Raw genomic sequence first — 20,231 nt, forward strand, 5'->3', positions numbered from 1 at the left:
TTTGCTCATTGTATTGATTCTGGCAGTGTTGCTGATGGTGTTGTTGACGTTCGCAACCGAAGCTTACTACTCATAAAAAAGGGCGTGCTTCTGCCTCCAAGGGCGGCGGAGCTGCCGGTGCCACGTTTGACTATAGGTTGACTGTATTAAGCAATGGATACAAATCCGATTCAAAACGCCTCCAAAAAGAGCGAGTTTTCCAATTCCAGCCGTTTGTTGATTTTGCAAGGGTTGGTCCCTATTGCGACCAATCTTGTGTCATCCCAACTGGAAGCATTTTCCGGCCGTTTGACCGAGGCTTTGTTCAAGCTGGCAGATCAGACCCTGAGGCCGGAAGAGGCATCGCACAGCTTCCAGGCTTATCAGATGTTGAAGAGGAATAGCACGACCTTTTACAGGCTGGTGGCGGGGCAGGTGAATGCCGCACTGGCCAAGGAAGTGAGCACTGTCAATATCCGCAAGAAAGCCAAACCAGGGGAGAAGCAGGATTTTTCCCTGGTGACTTTCGAGGAAATGGAAAACAAGGTATTGCTGGGCAATCTGAGCCAGGCGCTGGAAGTTAGTAATGCGGAACAATTGGTCGCCTTGAATACCCGTATCGGACATGTGCTGAGGCGCACTCCGATCAGCGTCGCGCAAAATCCTTTCCGGCCCGAAGTCTTTATCCAGGCGGTATATCATGCCTGGATGGAGTTCGACGCGATGCCGGAGACCCATTTGCTGGTTTTGCGTTTGTTGCAGCCCGAAATATTTTTACAACTGACACCGATACTTCAGGAATTGAATAATGCAATGGTAGAACGAGGAATCTTGCCCGACCTTACCGAGGCTTATCGAGACAATCAGCGTAAGAAAGGGCCTGTGCGCTCGGACGACATCGCCGATAAGAATCCCCATCTGCATAACAAGTTAAAGAACATGTTCTCCCCTTCTGCTGCCGGAAATTCTCCGCTGGCCCAGGGTGGCCACGGAAATAATCAGCGCGGCGATCTGCAGTGGACGGAGGGCGGAACTCCCGGAGCTGCAGGCAATATGCAGGGCAGGCAGGACACGATAACGATAGACCGGCAGTTCTTTGACTACCTGACCACGATACAAAGGGCCGCGCCCGTCCAGTTTGTTCCCGGCAGCTTCGATACCGCGCCTTTACGCCAGTTGAAGGCGCAAGCACCGTCGGATGGCCTGACCCACATAGACCAGAATACGATAGAGCTGCTGGCCAGGATCTTCGACTTTGTCTTCAATGATCCGGCTATACCGGGCGATATCAAGGGCCTGATTTCACAACTGCAAATACCAACCTTGAAAGTCGCCCTGATGGACAAGGATTTCTTTTTCAAGGAATCCCATCCTGCAAGGGTGCTGATCGATACGCTGGCCAAGTCCAGCATCTTGCTCAGTGCGGATGCCGGCGGCGAAGATCCTTTGTATCAGGTTATAGAGGGCATCGTTGAACGGGTGCAGCAAGAGTTTGATCAGCAGATAGACCTGTTTTCCGATGTGGTGACGGACCTGGAAGCCTTCCTGAAAGAGGAGGAGCAAAAGTCCGAGGAAGCCATCAGCAAGCCCGTCGCCGAGGCTTTGCAGCAAGAGAAAATGCGCCTGGCCCGTGAGTTTGCAGAAAACGATGTGGCTTTGCGGGTGGAAACCGGCGAAGTGGCAGGCTTTCTGGAAAGCTTCCTGCTGAACCAGTGGATACGCATACTGACGATAGCCCATAGCGTCAAGGATCAGAAGCCGCATGCATTGGAAAATGCGCTGAAGACCATGGACGATCTTATCTGGAGCCTGAAACCCAAAAATAGTGCGGAAGAACGTAAGGAATTGGTCAGCAAGCTGCCTTCCATGCTGACGCTGCTGAACGCCTGGCTGAATGCGATCAAATGGGACGAGCCGGAACGGGTGCTATTTTTTTCCAAGCTGGCGGAAAGGCATGCCGCGATCGCGCGCGCGCCGCTGGAATTCTCGCCGCGGCGCCAATTGGAAATTGCCGTCAATATTGCGCAGCGCGCCAGTGAGCGCCGGCTAAGCAGACATGCGCAGGGCCAGTTGGATAAGCCGTCCGATGAATGGATGGAACTGGTGGAAACCCTGGAGCGCGGCGTCTGGGTGGATTTTGCCCGCTCCAATGGCACCACTACACGCTTCAAGCTGGCTTGGGTCAGCCCCAAGCGCACCCGGTATATCTTCACCAACCGGCAAGGGCACGATGCCTTTTCAATTTCCGGTGATCAACTGGTGGCCAAATTCCGTGAGGGAGCGGCGGTGCAGGTTGTAGCCGAAACCGTGGTTGACAGGGCACTGGAAGCCGCGCTGCAAGACCCTACTGAATAAGCCGCAAGCCAGGCTATAGCTGACGTCTACAGCGACTACCTGGCGAAGCCGGGTAATCACTGCCTTATTTCCCCCGCTTATTTCGAAATCGGTGTTTCCACTTTTTTCGTTACGCCGCTACTTCCTGGAAATTCCTTGAACGCGCTCTCGACCAGGTTGACCATCTGAGTATTCAGGGTCTGGTTCATGCTCTCGGTGCTGCTGCGGATATCGAAGAGCTGTTTGCCGGTGCCGGCGTCAGAAATCAGCATATCCAGTTCATGCTTGTACCAGCGCCTTACCTCCAGATCCATAGGCAAGCCGGGGCCGTAGGGGCCATAAGGTCCGTAGAAACCATAAGGGTAAAAATAGGGCCGGTAATAGGGGCCAAACCGGTGGAAGCGCCAGAACGGGTCATTCCATCCATAGTACGACGGCAGGCTGATCTGCACGTCGCTGGGTTCGGTGTGGTAATTCAACGCCACCTTGAATACCGGATTACCGCTATTGGCTTCGGTAAAGCCGGACTGGTTCAGCTTGTTCCTGACCAGGTTTTCATAGCTGTTATATTCGAGATTGTTTTGTTGGACAGCTTGCTTGTCGAATACATAGGTTTTCTCTTTAACGTCAGCCGGCCACTCATGGAAAACCGTCACCTGGCTGGTCACGGTACTGCAGCCCGCAAGTAGGCTGAGCGGTAGCGCGAGAAAATAAAAAAGTGTGGAACGCAGCGTATTTTTCATGGCGAACTCCTTGCCTATCCAAATCCAATATAAGCTTTGATGATAAGCGTAAACCAGTTTCGGCTCTTGAAGTATGGTTCTTTTAGCGATAAATGCTGTTACGGTTTGTAACCCAAAGCAAGCATTATGCTGGCAGTTTTAACGCACTTTGACGCAGATCAGCGCGTACTACACTGTGAATGATGCTGTGCTGGACGGAGGGAGGCTAAAATTTGCTATGAGGCGGCGCGCGTGCGCCGCCGCCGATAATCCTGCCAGCTTTATGGGAAAAAGCCGAATTTTCTCTTGATACGCCGTGTTTACCGTGATTTGAGCCGCTCAGGTTGGTAAAATGAGAGTCTTTGCAGAATTTTGGCGCCCGCTCTTGCTTCGCAGGCCTGGCCTTTTGAAGTGCAAACCGCCAATACGATGTTGGATTTTACCGGCCATGCCGGTGATTTCGCTGCATTCTTCCGAACTAATTTAAGAGACACAGACGCATGCGCACAGATACTCCAAGCACCCCCCTGACCATCTATCGCAAGGATTACATTGCGCCTGGCTTCTGGGTGGATACCGTAGAGATGGGTTTTGACCTGGACCCGATTGCGACCCACGTGGCGACCCGCATGACGATGCGCCGCAATCCGGAAAGCAGCGAAAAGGATATCGTGCTGTTCGGCGAATCGCTGAAATTGCTGCAGTTGCGCATCAATGGCGTCAGCGTCAAGAAATCCTCCTACAGTATCGAAAACGGCATCCTGCGCATCCGCAATGCCCCGGACGAGCTGACGCTGGACATCGAAACACTGATACAGCCTGCAAAGAATACGTCCTTGTCCGGTCTGTATGTGTCGAACAACAATTTCTTCACTCAGTGCGAAGCCGAAGGTTTCCGCAAGATCACCTTTTTCCCAGATCGTCCGGATGTGATGGCGAAATATACCGTCATGCTGCGCGGCGACAAGAAAAAATATCCAGTGCTGCTATCCAACGGCAACCTGATCGCCGAGGGCGATTTGCCGGGCGGCCGCCATTTCGCCAAGTGGGAAGACCCGTTCAAAAAGCCGTCCTATCTGTTCGCGCTGGTAGCCGGCAAGCTGGTATGCCAGCAAGAAAAATACAAGCTGAAGTCTGGCCGCAAGGTCTTGCTGCAGGTATGGGTGGAAGACGGCAACCTGGACAAGACCCAGCACGCGATGGACTCGCTGAAGAACAGCATACGCTGGGATGAGGAGCGCTTCGGCCTGGAGCTGGACCTGGATCGCTTCATGATCGTTGCCGTCAGCGACTTCAACATGGGCGCGATGGAAAACAAGGGTCTGAACATTTTCAACACCAAGTATGTGCTGGCCAACCCCAGCATCGCCACCGACGTTGACTATGCCGGCATCGAATCTGTGGTCGGACACGAATACTTCCACAACTGGACCGGCAATCGCGTGACATGCCGCGACTGGTTCCAACTGTCGCTGAAAGAAGGCCTGACCGTTTTCCGCGACCAGGAATTTTCCGCCGATCTGGTCGGCACAGCCACCGGCCGCGCAGTCAAGCGCATTGAAGACGTACGCCTGCTGCGCCAGGTGCAGTTTTCCGAAGACGCAGGCCCTATGGCCCATCCGGTGCGTCCTGATTCCTTTGTCGAGATCAATAACTTCTACACCGTGACGATCTATGAAAAAGGGTCGGAAGTGGTGCGCATGTATTACACGCTGCTGGGCCATGATGGCTTCCGCAAGGGCATGGACCTGTACTTCCAGCGGCATGACGGCCAGGCAGTGGAGTGCGATGATTTCCGCGCGGCGATGGCCGATTCCAGCGGCCGCAACCTGAAACAATTTGAGCGCTGGTATAGCCAGGCCGGTACGCCAAGGGTCAAGGTGGAAAGCAGCTACGACAAGGCGAGCAAGACCTATGAGCTGACCTTGAGCCAGTCCTGCCCGGCAACGCCAGGCCAGAGCAAGAAGCTGCCTTTCCATATTCCGGTAGCAGTCGGCCTGCTGAACTCCAACGGCAAAGATCTGGTACTGAACCTGGAAGGCCAGGCTACACCGTCAAAAGCAACCACGGTTGTGCTGGAGCTGACGTCCGCCAAGCAGACTTTCCGCTTCACCGGCGTGGCTAAAAAGCCTGTGCCTTCGATACTACGCAATTTCTCGGCGCCGGTAGTGCTGGAATATGAATACACTGACGAAGAACTGGGCCACCTGCTGGCGCATGACAGTGACGCATTCAACCGCTGGGAAGCCGGCCAGCGCCTGGCCATGCGCCGTCTGGTCAAGCTGACCAAGTCCGTATTGCAAGGCGAAGCGCTGGAACTGGACAGCATGTTTGTCGAAGCGCTGCGCTCTACCTTGAATGACCGCACACTGGATCCGTCTTTCCGCGAGCTGGTGCTGACCTTGCCTTCGGAAGCGATGGTGGCTGAAGAATTCAAGGAAGTGAATCCGCAAGCGATCCATCAGGCGCGCCAGTTTATGCGTAGCAGCCTGACCCAGCAATTGCGTGCCGATCTGCTGACCGCCTACGAAGAAAACCTGACTCCAGGCAAATACAGCCCGGATGCAGTATCTGCAGCAAAACGAGGCCTGAAGAACCTGGCTTTGTCCTATCTGCTGGAATGGCCGGAAGACGCGACGTTTGCGCTGGCGAAGACCCAGTTCGACGAAGCGCAAAACATGACCGACCGTCTGGCTGCGCTGACTGCACTGACCAATTTCTCCGGCTCTGCCAAAAACGCCAAGGTATCGGCGCAGGCGCTGCAGAAATTCTTCCGCGACTTCAAGAAGGAAGCGCTGGTCATCGACAAGTGGTTCATGCTGCAAGGCACGGCACGCACTACCGATGCCGCCAAGGTCCGCGAGCTGATGAAGCACCCGGCTTTCACCTTGAGTAATCCCAACCGCGCACGCAGTCTGGCGTTCAGCTTCTGCAATGCCAATCCTTCGCGCTTCCACGCGGCGGACGGCAGCGGCTACGCATTGTGGGCCGATCTGGTGGTAGCGCTGAACAAGCTGAACCCGCAAGTTGCCGCTCGCCTGGCGCGCAGCCTGGATCGCTGGCGCAAATACCCAAAGGCTTTGCAAGTACAGATGAAAGCAGCGTTGCAACGCGTGGCGGATACCAGCAAGCTTTCCAAGGATGTGCTGGAAGTAGTCACTAAAGCGCTCGCGTCTTAAGCTGTCAAACCTATAAAGTGAAATAACATGAAACGTGTAAGCCTGACGCAGTATCTGGTAGAAGAACAGCGCTTGAATAATTCGATTCCGGCGGAGTTGCGCCTGTTGATCGAAGTAGTTGCGCGCGCCTGCAAGACCATCAGCCATGCCGTAGGCAAGGGTGCACTGGGCGAAGTGCTAGGCACGGCCGGCAGTGAAAATATTCAGGGTGAAGTGCAAAAGAAACTGGATATCCTGTCCAATGAAATTCTGCTGGAAGCCAATGAATGGGGCGGCCATCTGGCGGCGATGGCGTCGGAAGAAATGGAATCCATCCATCCTATTCCTCACCGCTATCCGAAGGGCGAATACATGCTGCTGTTCGATCCACTGGACGGTTCCAGCAATATCGACGTCAATGTCTCCATCGGCACCATCTTCTCGGTATTGAAAGCGCCGGACGGCATGTCCACGCCGACAGAGAAAGATTTCATGCAGGCCGGCAGCAAGCAGGTCGCCGCCGGTTATGCCGTGTACGGCCCGCAAACAGTGCTGGTGCTGACCACTGGCAACGGCGTCAACTGCTTCACGCTGGACCGCGAAATGGGCTCCTGGGTACTGACCCAGCGCAATATGCAGATTCCGGCAGATACGAAGGAATTTGCGATCAATGCGTCCAACACCCGTCACTGGCACCCGCCGGTGACCCGCTATGTGAATGAAATGCTGGCAGGTACGACAGGTCCGCGCGGCAAGGATTTCAATATGCGCTGGATCGCCTCCATGGTGGCCGACGTGCACCGCATCCTGAACCGCGGCGGTGTCTTCATGTACCCCGCCGATGCGCGTGAACCGGACAAACCAGGCAAGCTGCGCCTGATGTACGAAGCCAATCCTATGGCGATGATCGTGGAGCAGGCCGGCGGCGCAGCGACCGACGGCAAGCAGCGCATACTGGATATACAGCCAAACAAGCTGCACCAGCGTGTGCCGGTATTCCTGGGATCTAAAAATGAAGTGGATCTGGTGACCTCTTACCACCAGGAATAATAAGGGATGTCACTACCGGTTCAATATGTCGTGATTCGGTAAATGATGGCTGAATAAATAAAGCGCCTGTCTCAGTCCAATGAGCCAGGCGCTTTTTTATGTTCTGCGATGATGCAATAGTGATGAGGGTTAGAACTTGTGCGTGATGCCCAGCCCGAAACCGTAAGGGTCCTGGCCAGCCGCCAGGCCTGCTACAGGGTTGCCTGACAAGTTATACATCGCGTATTTGTCGTTGTTGATCCTGGTATAGGCAGCCCATAGCTCTGTCCTCCTGGAGAGGTTGTAGCCATATCCCAATGCATACTGGCGCGCGCCCGATTCTCCACCCGGTTTGCCGGTTCCTCCTATACCCGCGCTGGCATTGCCGCTTGCATTCAATGCACGCACATAAGAGGCGCGGAAAATATGCAGGCCTATTTCATGCGTTGCTCCAAGCTGCCACGCATTGCGTCCCAGATGCGTCTTCACTGTCGGTTCGTAACGCAACTTTTCCCAGGCGAAGCGCAGGCGGGTGCCGCCTATGCTGTAGGCTGCACCCAGCTTATGCCCTTCATCGGTCGTGCCTGCCGCAAAATAATCGGTATGTCTTTCGTAGCCGTAGGCCAGGTACAACGGTCCCTGCTCATAGGTAAGCAGTCCGGATACCAGGCCCGGATTGCTGGCGGCAGTTTTTTCTTCCCTGGCGCTGACCGCGATGCGCGCGTTCCATCCCAGATATCCCGGCGCAAAGTATTGCAACAGATTTTTCTGGCGGCGGTCGAAGGAGGCGGGCGCTACCCCATTGGCTGCTGTTGTAAAACCATTTCCCAGCAGCGAATTGGAGGCGAAGATGCCTGCGGTAAAAGGGTCGATCGCATAGACGGAGACAAAGCGGTATGGCGATTCCCATATTCCCGCCAGCACCTGTCCATATTTTCCACGCAGGCCGACACCGGTATTGCGAGTGAACTCGCCGCCGGCGCCGGTATCGACAAACACATTGGATTCCAGCTGGAAGAAAGCTTCCATGCCGTCACCGAGGTCTTCCTTGCCGCGAAAGCCCAGTACAGACAGATTATTCGATACGCGCGCTGTGCTCGTTGGTCCCGCGCTGACGCTTTCTGCATCCACTTTCAGGAAGCCGTAGATAGTGATATTGCTGCTTTCCGGCATTGTGCCGGCATGTGCGCTGGCAGGCATTGATGTTGCTATAAAGGAAAATACACAGCCGAGCAGGCGTGGCCAATTGGCTGACTTTACTAATTTCTGCACCTTGAATCTCCTTGTCATGATCATTATTGTGTGCAAATATTAGTTCTTTAAAAAGTATATGTATACGTATAATTTAATTAAAATACATATAAATTTATGTAAAAGCGGATGGACGATGCGGAAAAGACATATTGATATAAAAAATTGGAATATCTAGCATTGAATTATTCATTTTCACTTATCTCAGCAGCAATGCATACTCAAATCACCAAGCATGGGAACAGGCGCAGAAATCGCTGGAAAATGCACCGTTTTAGCTGTGGCGCTTTGAAAATAAAGGCGTGCAGGCAAACAGGTAAATGGATAGGCGCTGCCGCCGCTGCAACTATTAGGATGAAAGAAAATGAAATTGAACAGGCAAGACTGCATCGTGTTGGATGCACAGGACCAGCTCGCGGCCTACCGCGAAAAATTCAGCCTGCCGGAATCTGAAATCTATCTGGACGGCAACTCTCTCGGCGCTATGCCCGCCCATCTGCCAGCACGCATGCAGCAGGCGATTGCCGGCGAATGGGGGCAAGGTCTGATCCGCTCGTGGAACGATGCGGGGTGGATAGATTTGCCGCAAAGGGTCGCGGCCAAGGTGGCGCGCCTGATCGGCGCCGATGCTGATGAAGTCATGGTGGGTGATTCAACCTCGGTCAACCTGTTCAAGGCGCTCGCATCTGCGTTGCGGCTGAACCAGGGGCGTAAAGTCATCCTGACCGAGCGCGGCAATTTTCCTACCGATCTTTATATAGCGCAGGGTATTGCCGAACTATTTGACGCCGAAATCCGCTACGTTGACTCTGACGAAGCAGCGGTGCTTGCGGCGCTGGATGAAGATGTTGCGGTACTGATGCTGACCCACGTGAACTACCGCAGTGGCCGCATCTACGACATGAAAAAGATAACAGCCCTGGCGCACGCCGCAGGTGCATTGTGCATCTGGGATCTGGCCCATAGCGCAGGCGCGGTGCATGTGGACCTGAATGCAGCCAAGGCCGACATGGCGGTGGGCTGCGGCTATAAATATTTAAACGGCGGCCCAGGTGCACCGGCCTTTGTTTTTGTCGCCAACCGGCATATAGAAGATGTGCGCCAGCCTTTGTCGGGTTGGCACGGCCACGCGCGTCCCTTTGAATTTGTGCAGCGATACCAGCCTGCAGCCGGCATCAGCCGCATGCAATGCGGCACGCCGCCCTTGCTGTCTATGCTTGCCCTGGATGCCGCACTGGACGTGTTTGACGGGCTGGATATGCCGCAACTGCGCGCCAAGAGCCAGGCCTTGGGCGATCTCTTCATCCGGCTGGTGGATGAGAAACTGGCTGACTTCTCGTTTGGCATTGCCTCGCCCCGCGACAAGGAATTGCGCGGCAGCCACGTGGCGCTGACACATGCGCAGGGATATGCGATAGTGCAGGCCCTCATCGCGCGCGGCATTACCGGCGACTTCCGCATGCCCGACATTTTGCGCTTTGGTTTTGCGCCTTTGTACGTCAGGTTTGTGGATATCTATGACACGGTCGAAGCGATTGCAGAAATCATGAAAAACCAGGAATGGAACCAGGATAAATTCCTGACCAGGAAGGCTGTAACCTAGCCATTGCTGCCAGCCCAGGCTGGCATTCCTGTGCCGTGCATGACCTGTGAATTGCCTGCCAAAACTCGCCTATAAGAGTGGCGGACAGTTCATAAAAAAAGAAATTGATGTGTTTTAAAAAAATCAATAAAGGGAAGAGCAGGATTAAACGGAATCTTTAACGGAGGAGGCAAAATGAAGTTCAGGGAGATAGTTGCATCAGCACTACTGACTGCCGGCGCGGGCATGACAGCAAGCGCAATGGCGGAGGACGGAGTAAAAATATCAGGGTTTATCGATTTGAACATGGAAAGACTGTCGACGCCGCAAAGCTCGGCCAGCCGTATTTCCAGCGGCGGCTTGAACGCGTCGCGTCTGGAGTTTAGCGGGACCGAAGACCTGGGCGATGGCAACCAGGCCATCTTCGTGCACCAGATGCAGTTCTCTGCCGATACCGGCGTCGGCCCTACGCCGCGCGAAACCTATGTCGGCCTGCGCGGCGGCTGGGGCGCCCTGACCCTTGGCCGCCAAAATACCCCTTCCTACTGGATTGCAGCGTATGCGGATCCAAGCTGGTCGGCTGACTACAGCCTGGTCAGCAATATGCAATTCTTCTATGCGCCTTACCGCGAAAACAATTCCATCCTGTATGTGACGCCGACTGTCGGTGGTTTTAAAGGCCGCTTCATGGCGACGGCGGGCCAGGAAGACGGCACCAAGAATGGCCGTGTCGTCAGCACCGGCGTGGAATACCGTAACGGCCCCTTGTATGCAGGCCTGGTCAGCGATCAGAAGTACATTAAAAACATCAACTCCAGCAATATTGAATCGGCGCGGGATAATTATTTCTCGCTGACTTATCGCTTTGGCAGCATAGAACCTACGCTGATTTACCACACCTATAATGGTTACTATGCGTATCCCCCGTATGTCGGCTTCCAGACCAAGGGCTGGGATGTGCAGGTCGGTGCGCGCTGGAATATTGATGCGATCAATAATGTATATGCCAGCTTTGTGCACAAAAAGGACAATAACAATGTCAAGCTCAGCGATGCAGACGGCTTGCTGGTTGGATACGGTTACAGATTCTCCAAACGCACCAATGTCTATGTCAATTATGGCCGTATCGACATTAAGAACAAGGTTGCAGTGTCGTATCCGTTGACGTTCAACAGCAGCGGTGCCGCTCCTGACAAAGGTGTGCAGTTCGGCATCAGGCACGCCTTTTAAGTATGCGTCGCGCTGCCGCTTCTTCCATAAGATGCGGCTGCGCTCTATCCAGAGCATGGATCTGCAGGCTCGCCAGGGCTTGCAGGTTTTCAGATGAAAGAGACAGCAATGAAAAATAGAATTATCCAGACTATCGCGATGAGCTTGTGCGTGGGCCTGATCAGCAGCGCCTATGCGCAGCAGCCTCGCAGCGGCGCCAATTTAAATGCGCCGGATGCTCCGCCGCCATCCACCAAGACCTCGGAACTATTGCCCGGCGAACCGGCACATCCAGCGCCAGGCAGCTGGGGCTATGATGCCAAGACCGGCAAATTCAAGAGTCCCGACATGGCGCCCGACGCCTATGGCGCGCACCCTGTTCCGGGCAGCATGACTTATCTGGACCAAAACCAGTACATCAAGAACGTCAAGGTAGAAGGCTTCCAGCCTTACGTCGCCGGTGCAGGCCATAGCTGGCAAGCCAGTTTCGACATGGACGGCCATCGCTATCTGTATGACTATGAAACCTGGATGTACAACGTCTTTGACATTACCGATCCGCACAATGTCAAAGTAGTGCAGCAAAAGCAGATCAACACGCAAGCGGGCGAACACCAGTTCGGCCCCTTCAATGTCAAGTTCAACAAAAAACTGAACAAGATGATTGCCGTACAGTGCTATGAAATTTCACGCTATGGTTTGCTGTGGAATAAATACCTGTATGCAGACCAGGTGAAAAAAGTACGCGACAAGAAAATGCTGCGCGGCTTCCGTATCTATGAAGTGACCAGCCCGTTGTGGACAGACTGGAAAGTCTTGTCCGAGACATCGCTAGATCCTTACCACTCATCCAAGGATCAGCCGCAAGAAGGCTCAGGCTGCCAGGACGTGCCGGTCTATAACGGCGACCAATACCTGTTCGTGGCAGGCGCGCCTGACAATAGCTTTGCCAATACCGAATACAAGACTTACCTGTATGCCGGCGGCCAGATGGCCTTTGACGTATCCGACCCTAGCAATCCTAAACGCCTTTCCATGTGGTGGGCGCCAGGTTCACGTCTGGGTGAAGAAGATGAATACAAAAAGAATCCACGCGCAGGAAACAAGACTTCCTGGATGGGTTCGCGCATGCCGCTGTTCATTCCTAAACCGGTGGAGCAGGGCGGCAAGTATGGTTATGCAGCGATGGGCGGTTTCGGTTTCTACGTGGTCGATATCTCCGATCCCAAGAACATGAAGGCCGTTGCACATATCGATATGCCGGTCAGCGTGACAGGAACGGAAGGCGATAATATCGACGTGTCCAAAGTGGAATCCACTGGCATGGTCTACTACAGCGGCTACCCGATGACCGAAGATTGCTATGAACCGCTGAAAGCGATTTATTCCATCGACGTTAGAGACCCCTTGCATCCGAAGATCGTGAATACCTTGCCTACGCCTACACCGCCAAAAGATGCACCTTTCACCGACTTCTGCCAGCGCCGCGGCAGCTTCGGTCCGAAACGCAGCGGCTATGCACAGATACAGCCGGGCACACCTAGCCCACGCTACATGCCTTACTCTTACTACAATGCCGGCATGCAGATGTTTGATGTGAAAGATCCTTTGAATCCGACCATCGCAGCGTATTTCGTGCCTAAGATGATAGATGCAAGCCGCAAGACTACCGACGGCCAGACCCTGTCCATCCGTGCCTTGCCTAATCCTGTGCACAGCATCTTTGTTGAATGGGACCGCAATCTGATCTGGGTATTCTCCAACCACGGTATCTACACGCTATCCAGCCCTTTGCTGGGTGAGCCGGTGTTTGGTATGCCGCAGGCGAAGAAATAAGCAGGACTGGATAGTAAGGAAGTAACCGAGCAGTATCAGTATCAGAACTGAGTTTCAACTGATTCAACATTGATTTTGACAAGGCTGTATTGCGCGTATGTCCTGAAGCAAAGGCATCGCCTGATACAGCCTTTTTTCTTTGCGGGAATTTAAAGCGTGCCTTTGCGTGCCTCTTTCCCGAACCTGACACGATAGGAGTCTACGATGAACAAACTTATGCTTGCCGCCTGCTTGCTGGCGATTGCCACACAGGGCTTTGCCGCATCCACCAGCGAACAAACCTGCAGGGCTTGCCATACGATGGATACCAAGCTGGTAGGGCCGCCATTTAAGGAGATAGCGGCTGCCTACAAAAATGACAGCGACGCAATTACCCACTTGAAGAAGAGCATGCTGGAAGGAAGTTCCGGGAAGTGGGGCAGTGTTCCCATGCCCGCGAATGCGGGCCTCAGCGCTGCCGAGGCCGAACAATTCTCGCACTGGATCATGAGCCTCAATAACGCATCACCTGCAGCAGGAAAAGAGGCGACCAAAGAAGGGAAGCGGTAATGGCGTCTGTTGCCAGCCATGCCTTCAAGGGGAAATAGTATCGGTTGCGAGCGATTTCGAAAAAAAGGCTGCATCAACGAAGATGCAGCCCTTTTTTGATTTGCCTGCCTGAGCTTGTCTACCTGATGCAGGCAGACCAGGTGAGCTAAAGTCTTCTAAGGTTTGCGGTACCAGACAAAGTAAATGATGCTGAGCACCGCCACAAAGGGCAGGCCGCTGATCAGCGTCATCTGGAATTCCCTGGTGTAAGCGGTGGTGATCATGATCGCCAGCATCAGTCCCGCACCAAGCAAGGTTAGCCATGGAAAGCCCCACATGCGGAATGCGACTGGTTTATTGCCTTGCGCTGTCCAATGGCGGCGGAAGAAATAGTGGGTAACGAAGATCATCATCCATGTGAACATTGCGCCAAACATCGATACTGCCATCATCAGCGTAAAGGATTCTTGCGGATACAGCACGCTCAGCGCGGTCGCAACAGCAATTCCCACGCATGACAGGATCAGGGCGTCGATGGGGACGCCGCGCCGGCTCAGTTTGCCGAAGCGTGGGGCCGCATAGCCTGCGCGCGACAGGCTGAACATCATGCGGGTCGTGATGTACAACTGGCTGTTCATGGCCGAAAGCGCTGCAATCAGGATCACAAAGTTGATCACGCCGGCCGCGCCGGGAATCGCCAGTGCTTCCATTACTTTGACGAAAGGACTCTTGTCGCTGCCGGCCGCAGACCAGGGGACGATGGCCAGCATCAGCGCCAGTGTCAGCATATAAAACACAACCAGGCGCAGCATGGCCGCACGGAACGCACCGGTGATTGCCTGCTCAGGATTTTTAGCCTCGCCGGCGGCGACTGCGATCATTTCTATGCTGAGATAGCTGAAGATGGAGACAATAACTGCGATCCACATCCCTTTGCCGCCGTTCGGAAAGAATCCGCCGTGGATCAGATAATTCTTGAAGCCTATGGGGCTGCTTGCCGGAGCTGCATATATCATATAGGCACCCAGCAGGATGAAGCCGACTATGGCGACGATCTTGATCGTGGAAAACCAGTATTCGACCATGCCGAAGATATTCACGCTCAGCGCATTGACCAGGATCAGGCAGCCGGCGAACAGTACTATCCACAGCCAGGCGGGCGAGCCTGGAAACCAGTATTGCATGTACAGTGCCACGGCGGTGACCTCGGTACCGATTGCCAGCACGATGGAAGCCCAGTACGCGTAGCGCACCATGAAGCCTGCCCATGGGCTGACGTAGTATTCGGCATAGGCACCGAAAGAACCTGAGGTCGGATGGGCAACGGTCATCTCCGCCAGGCAGCCCATCAGCAATAATGCGATTGCTGCGCCGATCGCGTAGCTGATCAGCACGCTGGGGCCGGCGAAGCCTATCGCGAAGCCGCTACCAAGGAACAAGCCTGTTCCTATTGCGCCGCCTATCGCGATCATGGACATTTGCCGGCTGCTGAGCCCGCGCTGCAAGCCCTGTTCCCTTGCTACGATGTCGTCAAACTGTGTGCTGCCATTGCTCATGTCGTCTCCTGATTTTTATGTACTTGCTTTGATCTAAACTGCTGATCCGGATCTTTGTCCGGATGTGAAGGAATAGAGCAACGATGCCAGGCATCGTTGCCGTTAGATTTTGGGTCTTGGGAATTGCCGTGAATTACAGCTGGAAGAATTCTTTTGCGTTGCCACCCAATAAGCGCTGGCGACTGGTATCCGGCAGGCTGGAGGAACGCACCAGATCACCTACCTGCTGTTCACCGAGAGGGTAAGGATAGTCTGAGCCCAGCATGACCCGTTCTTCGCCCATCACATCCACCAGTAAGGACAATGCGCGGTGATCGAAGACGGCAGAGTCGACATAGAAGCGGTTGACATAAGAGGAGGGCGGGTGCGGGCAATTTTCGCGGACGATATCACGCTGATGCCATGCATTGTCTACCCTGCCAAGCAGGAAGGCGAAGCTGCCGCCACCATGCGCAAAGCAGATCTTCAGCGATTTGGGCAAACGCTCGAATGCGCCGGACATGATCAGGGAAAGTATGCCTAACTGGGTTTCCGCCGGCATCGCCACCAGCCATGGCAACATCCATTTTTTCATCCTGCTGTCGCCACCCATCATGTCCCATGGATGAACCAGGATGGGGATTCCTTCATGGGCGCAATGCGTCAGAAAGCTGAGTAATCCTTCATCGTCCAGGTCGCGGTCGCCCAGGTGATTACCTATCTGCACGCCGACGTGTCCTATCGACTTGGCGCGGCTGGCTTCGCGGCAGGCCGCATCAATGTCTTGCAGGGGGACCTGGGCCAGGGCCTTCAGGCGCCGCGGATTGTGCGAACAAAGTTCTACCGCATAGTCGTTCATGCGGGCCGCCCACGGCAGCGCCTGCTCTATCGCGTAGCGGTAACCGAACATGACCGGGGTTGCACACATTAACTGGATATCCACGCCGGACTTGTCCATTTCTTCGATACGGCGGGATGAGTCCCACAGCGCCGAATAAACCGGGCGGAAGGGCTTGTCGCCTGTCATGATCATGCCGTGCTCATTGTCCTGGATGTGCAGCCAGGGTGCGGCGCTGGCATCCAGAGCCGCTGCTTCCTGTTGCGTAATCGGCGGGAAAAAATGCGAATGGATATCGACTACGGAGGTATTCTGTGCGCTCACTATGGATTTTCCTTATTGTGGTTGAGCTCGGTAGCCGCGCCATGCGCGTGCTTGCCAGGATGTACGGTTTTGCACTGCGGGCAGACGCGCAGCGCAGGGTTGCCGTAGAAGCGCTCGAACAAGGGCGGAAGATCGCTGACTATGCTCTTCAGCTGGATATCCACCCTGTGCACCAGGTGATGGCAGTTCAGGCAATACCATTCGAAGCCATCCATCGTCCCTGCGGGGCGCTGGCGTTCTATGACCAGGCACATGCTGCCTGCCTCCGGGCGTTGCGGCGAGTGGCGTACATGCGGCGGCAACAGGAAAATGTCACCCTCCTTCAATTCGACCCGTTCGACTTTGCCGTCGTTCATCACATTCAGATGCGCATTGCCTTTGAACTGGTAGAAGAATTCTTCAAAGGGATCGTCGTGGTAGTCCGTACGCAGATTAGGCCCGCCTACGACGGTAACGATGAAATCGGCATCCTGCCAGATCTGCTGGTTGCCGACCGGCGGCTGCAACAGGTGCGCGTGCTCATCCAGCCAGCGCTGGAAATTAAAGGGCATGCCAAATATGAACATGATGTCTACCTCACTCTTTTCTAGGTTTGTAGGCGATGGCCTTGATCTCAATTAACAGATGCGGGTGTGGCAGTTGATGCACGGCTACCGTGGTGCGGGTAGGTCCATCGTAATCAAAATAGCTGCCGTACACTTCGTTATAGCCGCCGAAATCATTCATGTTAACCAGAAAACTGCTGATTTCCACAATATCGCCCAGATCGGCGCCCGCGCTTTGCAGGATATCGCGTAGATTTTCAATGACGGCGGTGGTTTGCTCGCGTATGTCGAGCCTGGTCGTACCCATGTTGTCCACTTCTACGCCTGCCAGGCTATTGTCCGGGCGGCGCGAGCTGGTTCCGGACACAAACAGGAAGTCGCCTGCACGCTTCAGGTGCGGAAATTTGCCGCGGGGCTGAGCCTTGCCTTCAACCAGATGCGCCTGGGTAGTTGCCGTTGCATTCATGCTCTCGCTCCCGTTGAAAATTCCACCCTGCCCAGGCCGCCGATTTCTGTGCTGATATGCGCGCCTGGTATCAGGGCTTCTGCGGCAGTAGCAGCTCCCGCCATGATCAGCGAACCGGCGGGGATCACCATGCCCGCCTGGTGCGCAAGCTGCGAAGCCTGGACCACGCTGCGCAGGGGATTGCCGAGTATGGCCCCTGTACTGCCCATCAACACCGGCCTGCCGTTAAAACGAACGACAACGCCGCGGTTGGCAAGCTCGCATACATCCTTGCTGAAAGCGCCGACGATGACGCCGGCAGAAGAGCAATTATCTGCCACCACATCTTCCAGCGTGAACTTAAAGTTGCGGTAGCGGGAGTCGATAATCTCCATCGCCGGCGCTGCGCCTTCCAGGAACTTTGCTGCTTCCAGCAAAGTCAGCGGGCGGTCGATGTCACGTCCGGTCAGGAAGCAGACTTCCGGTTCGACACGCGGATGGATAAAGTCATCCAGGCTGATAACTGCCGCTTCTTCATACAGCATGGCATCGGTCAATAAACCCCAGATCAGGCTATCGACGCCCATTTGCACCATCTTGGCACGGCTGGTAAAGCCCAGTTTCAGGCCCACGGGCTTTTCACCGCGTTCATGGCGTAGTGCTACAGAGGCCCGCTGGATATCATAGGCCTGCGCCAGATTGAAGGCATATTGCGGCGTCAGCGGATCTATTTCTGTATGGCTGGCGGCAGCGTCGTCCAGGGTCCTGGCCAGTGCTGCAATGTTAAACACTAGCATTCTTGAGACTTCCACACTTGTCGCTTCACTCTTGCTCATGCGGCCTCCGTAGTCGTTCTTTGCTTGACCAGGTCCAGGGCGACGTCGACGATCATGTCTTCCTGGCCGCCCACCATGCGCCTGCGGCCCAATTCCACCAGAATGTCCACTGCCGCGATGTTGTACCTTTTTGCTGCAGCTTCCGCATGGCGCAGGAAGCTGGAATACACGCCGGCATAGCCCAGTGCCAGAGTCTCCCTGTCCACACGTACCGGCCTGTCTTGCAAAGGGCGCACCAGATCGTCGGCCGCATTCATCAGGGTGAACAGGTCAGTGCCATGTTTCCACCCCAGCCTGTCGACCGCGGCGATAAATACTTCCAGCGGCGCGTTGCCTGCACCTGCCCCCATGCCCGCGAGCGACGCGTCCACGCGGTCACAGCCGTTTTCCAGCGCGACAATGGAGTTGGCAACGCCGAGCGACAGATTATGATGTGCGTGCATGCCGGTCTGGGTTTCCGGCTTCAGCACATCCTTGAATGCCTGGAAGCGCTGTTGCACATCATTCATCGATAGTGCACCGCCAGAGTCAACCACATAGACACATTCTGCGCCGTAGTTCTCCATCAGCTTGGCCTGCTGAGCCAGATGCTGCGGCGTCGTCATATGCGACATCATCAGGAAGCCGACTGTATCCATGCCCAATTTGCGCGCATGCTCGATGTGCTGTTTTGAGATATCGGCCTCGGTGCAGTGGGTGGCAATACGTACGGTACGCGCACCGGCCTTGTAGGCGGCATCCAGGTCATGCACTGTTCCTATGCCGGGCAGCAGCAGGGTGGCGATGCGCGCGTGCTGCAGGACATCGGCGACAGCCTCTATCCACTCCAGGTCGGTGTGCGCTCCGAAACCATAGTTGAAGCTGGAGCCGCGCAAGCCGTCGCCATGTGCGACTTCTATGCTGTCCACTTTCGCAGCATCCAGTGCTTTGGCGATGGCGACCGCCTGCTCCAGCGAATATTGATGGCGGATCGCATGCATGCCGTCGCGCAAGGTCACATCGGACACATAGATTTTCTTGTCCTGATGTGGAAGTATCTGCTTATTCGTCATAGTGTTTCCAATTTCCTTAGGCTGCCAGCTTGCTGGCGGCAATCTGTTCTGCCGTTGCCAGCGCCGCAGAAGTCATGATGTCGAGGTTGCCGGCGTAGGAAGGCAGATAGTGCGCAGCGCCTTCCACTTCCAGGAATACCGATACCTTGAGGCCGGATACCTTGCCCAGGCCGGGTATGTTGATAGGCTGGTCCGCCGGGATGCGGTCAAACTGCACATCCTGTTTCAGGCGATACCCCGGCACATAGGCCTTGACCCGTTCTACCATCGCCAGGATGGAGGCGTGCACTTCGTCTTCGCTGGCACTGGAGTCGGCCAGGCAAAAGACAGTGTCGCGCATCATCAGCGGCGGCTCGGCCGGATTGAGTACAATGATCGCCTTGCCTTGCGCGGCGCCGCCTACGCTGATGATGGCCTGCGAGGTTGTCTCGGTGAATTCATCAATATTGGCGCGTGTGCCGGGGCCGGCGGATTTACTGGAAATCGACGCAACGATTTCTGCATACAGCACCTTGCTCACCATGGACACGGCGCACACTATGGGTATGGTGGCCTGGCCGCCGCACGTCACCATATTGATATTCGGGCTGCCCAGATGCTGCTCCAGGTTCACCACCGGTATGACATACGGGCCAATCGCAGCCGGCGTCAGGTCGATGACTTGTATGCCGTGCTGTTGCAGTACGCGATTGTGTTCGGCATGCGCACCGGCGGACGTGGCATCAAAGACCAGTTTGATATCGCCGAAGTTGGGCAAGGCCACCAGGCCCTGTATTCCTTCGTGCGTGGTTGCCACGCCTAGCCTGGCCGCACGGGCCAGGCCATCCGACTGCGCGTCTATGCCTACCATGGCCCCCATCTTCAGATGTCTGCCATTGCGTAAGACTTTGATCATCAGATCGGTACCTATATTGCCTGAGCCTATGATGGCCACCTGCCATTGCTCACCGGCGACGGGATGATGCTGATCCTTGTGATTCATTGAAACTCCAGAAGAGGTAAATTTGACCGCTAGCGTTTTTCTGCCT

The 20,231-nt window shown here is 55.0% G+C and carries 16 protein-coding genes; 7 read left to right on the forward strand and 9 right to left on the reverse strand.

Translation table 11 applies throughout. From position 1 onward, the window contains the following. The first annotated feature begins 153 nt into the window (after positions 1–153). Positions 154–2,334, forward strand: coding sequence for a DUF1631 family protein (locus IEW12_RS17840; RefSeq protein ID WP_188567412.1), 2,181 nt, complete (start codon positions 154–156; stop codon positions 2,332–2,334). Positions 2,335–2,411: 77 nt separating this feature from the next. Here IEW12_RS17840 and IEW12_RS17845 read toward each other — a convergent pair whose 3' ends face one another. Continuing rightward, positions 2,412–3,056 carry a DUF4136 domain-containing protein gene (locus IEW12_RS17845; protein WP_188567413.1) on the reverse strand — a complete coding sequence of 215 codons (645 nt, stop codon included), beginning with the start codon at positions 3,054–3,056 and terminating at the stop codon, positions 2,412–2,414. Positions 3,057–3,535: 479 nt separating this feature from the next. Between IEW12_RS17845 and pepN the strand changes: the two genes are divergently transcribed. Continuing rightward, the gene (gene pepN, locus IEW12_RS17850) at positions 3,536–6,214 is read left to right on the forward strand and encodes an aminopeptidase N (RefSeq protein WP_188567414.1); all 2,679 of its coding nucleotides are present in this window, start codon (positions 3,536–3,538) and stop codon (positions 6,212–6,214) included. A gap of 27 nt (positions 6,215–6,241) precedes the next feature. After that, positions 6,242–7,243 (forward strand): class 1 fructose-bisphosphatase, encoded by a 1,002-nt coding sequence (locus IEW12_RS17855; RefSeq protein ID WP_188567415.1) that lies wholly within the window; start codon positions 6,242–6,244, stop codon positions 7,241–7,243. A 129-nt stretch (positions 7,244–7,372) separates the two neighbouring features. Here IEW12_RS17855 and IEW12_RS17860 read toward each other — a convergent pair whose 3' ends face one another. Then, positions 7,373–8,422 (reverse strand): porin, encoded by a 1,050-nt coding sequence (locus tag IEW12_RS17860; protein ID WP_188567416.1) that lies wholly within the window; start codon positions 8,420–8,422, stop codon positions 7,373–7,375. A 415-nt stretch (positions 8,423–8,837) separates the two neighbouring features. On the opposite strand from IEW12_RS17860, the gene kynU reads away from it, so the two are divergent. The 4 genes from kynU to IEW12_RS17880 all read left to right on the forward strand — a co-directional run bounded on the left by kynU (position 8,838) and on the right by IEW12_RS17880 (position 13,649). After that, positions 8,838–10,076 (forward strand): kynureninase, encoded by a 1,239-nt coding sequence (kynU, locus tag IEW12_RS17865; RefSeq protein WP_188567417.1) that lies wholly within the window; start codon positions 8,838–8,840, stop codon positions 10,074–10,076. Positions 10,077–10,250: 174 nt separating this feature from the next. After that, positions 10,251–11,285 carry a porin gene (locus IEW12_RS17870; RefSeq protein ID WP_188567418.1) on the forward strand — a complete coding sequence of 345 codons (1,035 nt, stop codon included), beginning with the start codon at positions 10,251–10,253 and terminating at the stop codon, positions 11,283–11,285. 108 nt (positions 11,286–11,393) lie between these two features. Further along, on the forward strand, positions 11,394–13,100 hold the full coding sequence (locus IEW12_RS17875; RefSeq protein ID WP_188567419.1) for an LVIVD repeat-containing protein: 1,707 nt from the start codon (positions 11,394–11,396) through the stop codon (positions 13,098–13,100). Positions 13,101–13,304: 204 nt separating this feature from the next. After that, positions 13,305–13,649 (forward strand): c-type cytochrome, encoded by a 345-nt coding sequence (locus IEW12_RS17880; RefSeq protein WP_188567420.1) that lies wholly within the window; start codon positions 13,305–13,307, stop codon positions 13,647–13,649. A gap of 155 nt (positions 13,650–13,804) precedes the next feature. Here the strand turns inward: IEW12_RS17880 and IEW12_RS17885 are convergent, their stop codons facing one another. The 7 genes from IEW12_RS17885 to IEW12_RS17915 form a co-directional block, all read right to left on the reverse strand. Beyond that, positions 13,805–15,184, reverse strand: coding sequence for an amino acid permease (locus IEW12_RS17885; protein ID WP_188567421.1), 1,380 nt, complete (start codon positions 15,182–15,184; stop codon positions 13,805–13,807). 133 nt (positions 15,185–15,317) lie between these two features. After that, the gene (locus IEW12_RS17890) at positions 15,318–16,325 is read right to left on the reverse strand and encodes an amidohydrolase family protein (protein WP_229751187.1); all 1,008 of its coding nucleotides are present in this window, start codon (positions 16,323–16,325) and stop codon (positions 15,318–15,320) included. Beyond that, entirely contained in the window at positions 16,325–16,891 is a 567-nt protein-coding gene (locus tag IEW12_RS17895) for a 3-hydroxyanthranilate 3,4-dioxygenase (protein ID WP_188567422.1), read from the reverse strand. The genes IEW12_RS17890 and IEW12_RS17895 overlap by 1 nt, the downstream gene beginning before the upstream one ends. 10 nt (positions 16,892–16,901) lie before the next feature. Continuing rightward, positions 16,902–17,336, reverse strand: a complete 435-nt coding sequence (locus IEW12_RS17900) for a RidA family protein (protein ID WP_188567423.1) — start codon at positions 17,334–17,336, stop codon at positions 16,902–16,904. Then, entirely contained in the window at positions 17,333–18,151 is an 819-nt protein-coding gene (locus tag IEW12_RS17905) for a 2-keto-4-pentenoate hydratase (protein ID WP_229751188.1), read from the reverse strand. The genes IEW12_RS17900 and IEW12_RS17905 overlap by 4 nt, the downstream gene beginning before the upstream one ends. Continuing rightward, positions 18,148–19,203, reverse strand: coding sequence for a 4-hydroxy-2-oxovalerate aldolase (gene dmpG / locus IEW12_RS17910; RefSeq protein WP_188567424.1), 1,056 nt, complete (start codon positions 19,201–19,203; stop codon positions 18,148–18,150). The genes IEW12_RS17905 and dmpG overlap by 4 nt, the downstream gene beginning before the upstream one ends. A 16-nt stretch (positions 19,204–19,219) precedes the next feature. After that, entirely contained in the window at positions 19,220–20,185 is a 966-nt protein-coding gene (locus IEW12_RS17915; RefSeq protein ID WP_188567425.1) for an acetaldehyde dehydrogenase (acetylating), read from the reverse strand. Positions 20,186–20,231: the final 46 nt, after the last annotated feature.

This window comes from Parundibacterium terreum, assembly GCF_014636315.1.
Classification (GTDB): Bacteria; Pseudomonadota; Gammaproteobacteria; order Burkholderiales; family Burkholderiaceae_D; genus Undibacterium; species Undibacterium terreum.